Origin of the sequence: Nocardioides sp., assembly GCF_035703625.1 — a bacterium.
Lineage (GTDB): Bacteria > Actinomycetota > Actinomycetes > Propionibacteriales > Nocardioidaceae > Nocardioides.
Genome location: NZ_DASSXS010000154.1, coordinates 1 through 4720 on the forward strand (window position 1 = coordinate 1; position 4720 = coordinate 4720).

6 protein-coding genes and 1 pseudogene are annotated in these 4720 nt (G+C 70.4%); 3 read left to right on the forward strand and 4 right to left on the reverse strand.

Annotated elements, in window-relative coordinates:
* Positions 1-48: 48 nt before the first annotated feature.
* The 4 genes and pseudogenes from rplW to rpsJ form a co-directional block, all read right to left on the reverse strand.
* On the reverse strand, positions 49-354 hold the full coding sequence (gene rplW / locus VFN12_RS07540) for a 50S ribosomal protein L23 (RefSeq protein ID WP_325118017.1): 306 nt from the start codon (positions 352-354) through the stop codon (positions 49-51).
* A 182-nt stretch (positions 355-536) separates the two neighbouring features.
* Positions 537-1178: pseudogene (rplD, locus tag VFN12_RS07545) on the reverse strand (50S ribosomal protein L4); the annotation flags it as partial.
* Positions 1175-1843 carry a 50S ribosomal protein L3 gene (gene rplC / locus VFN12_RS07550; RefSeq protein ID WP_325118019.1) on the reverse strand — a complete coding sequence of 223 codons (669 nt, stop codon included), beginning with the start codon at positions 1841-1843 and terminating at the stop codon, positions 1175-1177. The gene rplC and the pseudogene rplD, both read right to left, overlap by 4 nt.
* A gap of 17 nt (positions 1844-1860) precedes the next feature.
* Entirely contained in the window at positions 1861-2169 is a 309-nt protein-coding gene (rpsJ, locus tag VFN12_RS07555) for a 30S ribosomal protein S10 (RefSeq protein ID WP_026877498.1), read from the reverse strand.
* A gap of 619 nt (positions 2170-2788) precedes the next feature.
* On the opposite strand from rpsJ, the gene VFN12_RS07560 reads away from it, so the two are divergent.
* The 3 genes from VFN12_RS07560 to VFN12_RS07570 all read left to right on the forward strand — a co-directional run.
* Positions 2789-3742 (forward strand): hypothetical protein, encoded by a 954-nt coding sequence (locus VFN12_RS07560; protein WP_325118020.1) that lies wholly within the window; start codon positions 2789-2791, stop codon positions 3740-3742.
* Positions 3739-4362, forward strand: coding sequence for a DUF4129 domain-containing protein (locus tag VFN12_RS07565; RefSeq protein WP_325118021.1), 624 nt, complete (start codon positions 3739-3741; stop codon positions 4360-4362). Before VFN12_RS07560 ends, VFN12_RS07565 begins: the two co-directional genes overlap by 4 nt.
* The coding region (locus tag VFN12_RS07570) for a DUF4350 domain-containing protein (protein ID WP_325118022.1) at positions 4359-4720 on the forward strand (362 nt) is incomplete at its 3' end. The genes VFN12_RS07565 and VFN12_RS07570, both read left to right, overlap by 4 nt.

Consider the following 4720-nt stretch of genomic DNA (forward strand, 5'->3'; position numbering starts at 1 on the left):
TCGGCTTGTACTTGCGGATTGCCATGTCAGTTCGTCCTTAGCGCCCGGTCAGGAGACCGGACCTCCGAAGATGTCGATGCGGTGCCCTTCGGCCAGGCTGACGATCGCGCGCTTGGTGTTCACGCGCTTGCCGATGCCGAAACGGGTACGCCGCGTCTTGCCCTGGCGGTTGATCGTGTTGACCGAGGTCACCTTCACGTTGAACACCTTCTCGACCGCGATCTTGATCTCGGTCTTGTTGGCGTCGGGACGCACGAGGAAGGTGTACTTGTTCGCGTCGAGCAGGCCGTAGCTCTTCTCCGACACGACCGGCGCGAGCAGGATGTCGCGGTGGTCCTTGTGCAGGGTGCTCACTTGTCAGCCTCCTCGGCGGCGGGCTTCTCGGCGGGCGCCTTCTTGGCAGCCGCCTTCTTCGCCGGCGCCTTCTTGGCGGCGGCCTTCTTGGCAGGCGCCTTCTTGGCGGCGGTCTTCTTCGCGGGAGCCTTCTTGGCAGCCGGCTTCTCGGCCGGCTCCTCGACGGCGTCGTTCGCGGGCGGCTCGACGACCTCGGCCTTGCGCTCCGAGCTCGCGGCGGTGCCACCCACGAAGGCGTCGTAGGCGCCCTTGGTGAAGACCACGTCGTCGGAGGACAGCACGTCGTAGGTGTTGAGCTGGTCGACCGCGACGATGTGGACCTCGGGTGCGTTGCGCAGCGAGAGCCAGGTGAGGGCGTCGCTGCGCTCGAGCACCACCAGGTAGCGCCTGCGGTCGCTGAGCCCGGCCAGCGACGCGAGGGCCGCCTTGGTCGACGGGGCGTCGCCCGAGACCAGGCCCTCGACCACGTGGACGCGATCGTTGCGTGCCCGGTCCGACAGGGCACCGCGCAGGGCGGCAGCCTTCATCTTCTTGGGCGTGCGCTGGTCGTACTTGCGGGGCTGGGGCCCGTGGACGACGCCACCACCGGCGAACTGCGGCGCGCGGATCGAGCCCTGACGGGCGCGGCCGGTGCCCTTCTGCTTGTAGGGCTTGCGGCCACCGCCGCGGACCTCTCCGCGGGTCTTGGTCGCGTGCGTGCCCTGGCGGGCGGCAGCCTGCTGCGCCACGACCACCTGGTGGATCAGGGGCACGTTGACGGAGACGTCGAAGATCTCGGCCGGAAGGTCGACCTTGACGGTCTTGACGTTGCTGGTCGGGCTCACTTGGCGGCCTCCTCGATCTTCTTGGCAGCCGAGCGGAGGACCACGAGGCCACCCTTGGGACCCGGAACGGCGCCCTTGAGCAGGATCAGGCCCTTCTCGGCGTCGACCGCGTGCACGGTGACGTTCTGGGTGGTGACGGTGTCGTTACCCATGCGGCCGGCCATCCGGACGCCCTTGAAGACGCGGCCGGGGGTGGCGCAGGCGCCGATGGAGCCGGGCTTGCGGTGGTTGCGGTGGGCACCGTGGGAGGCGCCGACACCCGAGAAGCCGTGACGCTTCATCGTGCCGGCGAAGCCCTTGCCCTTGCTGGTGCCGGTGACGTCGATCTCCTCGCCCGCGGCGAAGGTGTCGACGGCGAGCTCCTGGCCCACGGAGTAGGAGGAGGCGTCGCTGGTGCGGATCTCGACCAGGTGGCGACGAGGCGTGGTGCCCGCCTTGGCGAAGTGGCCGGCGCGCGGCTGGTTCACCTTGCGGCCGTCGATCTCGCCGAAGCCGAGCTGGATGGCGTTGTAGCCGTCGGTCTCGGGCAGGCGGACCTGGGTCACCACGTTGGTGCCCGCGGCGACCACGGTCACCGGGACGACGCGGTTGTTCTCGTCCCAGAGCTGGGTCATGCCGAGCTTGGTGCCCAGCAGTCCCTTCAGATTGCGTTCAAGAGTAGTCATTGGCTTCGCTTCCCCGACTAGAGCTTGATCTCGATGTCGACGCCGGCGGGCAGGTCGAGCCGCATGAGGGAGTCGACGGTCTTGGGCGTGGGGTCGATGATGTCGATGAGGCGCTTGTGGGTGCGCATCTCGAAGTGCTCGCGCGAGTCCTTGTACTTGTGGGGCGAGCGGATGACGCAGTAGACGTTCTTCTCGGTCGGCAGCGGCACCGGGCCGGCGACCTGGGCACCCGTACGGGTGACCGTGTCCACGATCTTGCGCGCCGAGGTGTCGATCACCTCGTGGTCATAGGCCTTGAGCCTGATGCGGATCTTCTGTCCCGCCATAGGTCTCTCTCGTCCTTTACGTCTGTCTGCACCCTGCGGGTGCCGCGTGCCGTGTCATCCCGAGACCTCCCCGGGTGAGGTGGTCCCGCCCTTGCTCCACCGCCGCTCGGCTCCGACCCCCGCGGTCGGGTGTGTCGGACAATTCCGACGCACGACAACCTCGAAGATCCTCGCTGTTGTTGGTGGCGCCCGACGGTTCGTCGGGCTGATCGGGTCTCCTGGATCGGTGCGGCCGCACGCCAGCCACTGATCGTTCGTGTGAACCCGATTCAGTAGTCAAGATGTGCCGCACCCCGGCAACCCGCCGGAGCAACCGGACCATCTTGGCAGAGACCACCGCGCCGCGCCAAATCGAATGCCGCCCACTGGAGGCTTCGGGTCCGCTACGCCCGCGTGCCCCGCTCCGGACACCGTCCCTCGGCCCGACCTGACAGGATGTGCGGCGACATGGCGGACCAGGCACGCCAGAAGGGGGAGTCGGATGTCAGGCAACCAGTGGTACCCGCCGCCGGGTCACGGGTCCTCACCGGCCGGACCGCCGCCCCCGGGTCCGGGCGCTCCCCCGCCGGGTCACGGACCTCCGCCACCCACGGCACCGGGATGGGCACCGCAGCCGGGCATGCTGGGCGCCGCCCACAAGCCCGGGGCGATGCCCCTGCGGCCGCTGGGCCTCGGTGACATCTACGACGCGGCGTTCCGCATCATCCGGTTCAACCCCACGGCCACGGTGGGAGCGGCGGTGCTCGTCGCCTCGGTGGCCATGGCGCTGCCGCTGCTGGTCACGGCGGTCCTCACCTGGACCGTGGATCTCTCCCTGAGCCAGTCCGGGGCCGGGTTCGAGACGGCCGAGACGGCCGCCCTGGTCGGTGCCGCCGGCGCGTTCGGCGTCGGGATGGTCCTGCAGTGGGTCGGCACGATCCTGGTCACCGGGATGATCGCCCATGTCACGGCGGCTGCCGCGATCGGTCGGCGGCTGAGCCTGGGCGAGGCCTGGCGGGTGACCCACGGAAAGCGCTGGCGACTGATCGGCGCCTCGCTCCTCATCGGGCTGGGCAGCAGCGTGCTGATCGCGGCGTACGTGGCCGTGTGGTTCGCGTTGGCCTTCGCCGCCGACGGCGCCGCGCCTCTCGTCGTCTGGGGCCTGGTCAGCGTGCCGGCCTTCATCTGCCTCCTGATCTGGCTCTGGATCCGGGTCGGCTACCTCCCGGTGCCGGCGCTGATGCTGGAGCGGGTCGGCGTGTTCGGCGCGTTCGGGCGCGGGTTCCAGCTGAGTCGGCGTCAGTTCTGGCGGATCTTCGGCATCGCCCTCCTGACCGCGGTCATCACCGGCGTCGCGAGCCAGGTGTTCGCCACCCCGATCAGCATGCTCGGCGAGTTCGTCGTCACCGCCCTGGGGCCGCAGTACGAGGTCCTGGGCCTCGTCGTCGCGCAGGCCATCATCTCCGTGCTGACGGCCGCCTTCGTGTCGCCGTTCACCGGTGCGGTGACGTCGCTGCAGTACCTCGACCAGCGCATCCGCAAGGAGGCCTACGACGTCGAGCTGATGACCCAGGCGGGGATCACCGCGTCGTGACGCCGCTGCGCGCCCTGCTCCCGGCCGACGCGCCACTCCAGCCGTCCACCGGAGAGGCACGGTCGTGGCTGGAGCGCGAGCTGCTGCACCAGGAGTACCACCAGCAGAACACCCTCCAGAGCCTCCTGACCTGGCTGGACAGACAGATCAATCGCGGGCTGGCCGCGGCGGAGCAGGCCCCGGCCCTGTCCACCCTGGCCGCGATGCTGATCTTCCTGCTCCTGCTCTGCGGCCTGGCCTACATCCTGTCGCGTCTCCGGACGACCGGTCACGTCCGGCCCGGTGGCGGACCGGTGCTCGACAACGGCATCGTCAGCGCCACCGAGCTCCGGGGGCGGGCCGAGGCCGCGCTCGCGAACGGACGCCCCGAGCAGGCGCTGGTCGACGGCTTCCGGGCCCTGGCCGTCCGGCAGGTCGAGCGGGGCCGGCTGGAGGACTCCCCCGGCGCCACCGCGCACGAGGTGGCGATCTCGCTGGCGGCCGAGTACCCCGGTCACAGCCAGCGCGTCGAGGACAACGCCCTCCTGTTCGACCTGGTCCTCTACGGCGATCGCCCCGCGACGCCGGAGCAGGCCACGGGCGTGCTGAGGCTCGACGACGAGCTGAAGGCGACGCGATGAGCGTCGCCACCGCCCCACCCGGAACCCGAAACCCGCCCCCCGGGCGGGGCCTCCCGGCCCGATACCGCGCACCCCTGCTCGTGACCCTCGGCTTCCTCGCGGCCCTCGCTCTGGTCGTCCTGCTCGGGGTCGGTCCCCGCACGGTGGCCGATCTGGACCCCGACAACCCCGGTCCGAACGGAGCCCAGGCAGTCGCCCGGGTGCTCGAGGACCAGGGCGTCGAGGTCACGGTCGCCCGCGACGCCGAGGCCCTGGAGGCGACCGAGGTGGCCGCAGACACCACCGTCGTGGTGACCTCCACCGATCAGCTCGGCCAGACGACCACCACCCGGCTGCTGGCGCACGCCCGCGGGGCGTC